At 77.0% G+C, this 936-nt stretch carries 1 protein-coding gene; it reads left to right on the forward strand.

The features are described from left to right. Positions 1–728: 728 nt before the first annotated feature. Positions 729–936, forward strand: a 208-nt coding sequence (locus IH13_RS0133790; protein ID WP_031090570.1) for an AsnC family protein, incomplete at its 3' end; no start/stop codon positions are given.

Raw genomic sequence — 936 nt, forward strand, 5'->3', positions numbered from 1 at the left:
CGACGGGGCGAAGTGGGCGGCGGCGGTGGCCACCAGCATGAGGGCCATGCCGTGGGCGGACGCGGCGCGCCAGGTCGAGAAGCGGCTGACGCCCAGCGCGCCGAGACAGCGGAACACCAGTGTGGAACCGGCGAGAAGCAGGAGAGTGACGAACACGAGTTCCTCCGGTAGGCGCACGGCACGCCGGGCAGGGCGCTGGCGACGGCCCTCGGCCACCGGTGCCGGGCGTGTGCGTGCGGGGCAGGCCGCGCGGGACGGTCCGGTGCCCGCGTGGCGTGGTCTTTCGGGTGGTGTGGTCTTTCGGGGGCGCCGGCGGGACCGGGGCATCGCTCGGCCGGCGCCGGGGACGGGCCGGGCCCGTACACGTCGCGCGGTGACGAGGGTTGGACCCGTCCGCCCGGCTGTCGGGCCGGTGGCCGTACCGCTCCGCCCGACGGCTTGCGGGCGCGCCGCGTGTCCTCGGCCGCGACGGCCGGGGGCGGCCGAGGACGAGGGGCCCCGGGGCCCGATCGCCGGGGAGCGCGCCCTCGGCGGCGTCCGACGCCCGGACGACCGGTGGCCGCGCGGCCACCGTGCCGGGCACGGTGGCGGGTCGCGGGTCAGGGCCCCGGTGCGGCGGATGCCGTGGATGTCGCCGGTCATGAGGGTGATGTTCCACGCGCCCGCCCGCCCGGGCCCCCTGGTTCCGGCCCACACGCCGGTATCCGACACCGCCCTAGACTGCCCTGGTGGATTCGGTCACGCTCGACTCCGTCGACCTGCGGCTCCTGCATGCCCTCCAGGTCGACGGACGCGCCGCCTTCAGCAGGATCGCCGATGTGCTCGGCGTCTCCGACCGCACCGTGGCCCGCCGTTTCGGCCGGCTCCGTGCCCACGGGGCAGCCCGGGTGGCGGGTGTCGTCAGCAGCCGGCACACCGGCCATGCCGAATGGCTGG

The organism is Streptomyces sp. NRRL WC-3549, assembly GCF_000721935.1.
Taxonomy (GTDB): Bacteria; Actinomycetota; Actinomycetes; order Streptomycetales; family Streptomycetaceae; genus Streptomyces.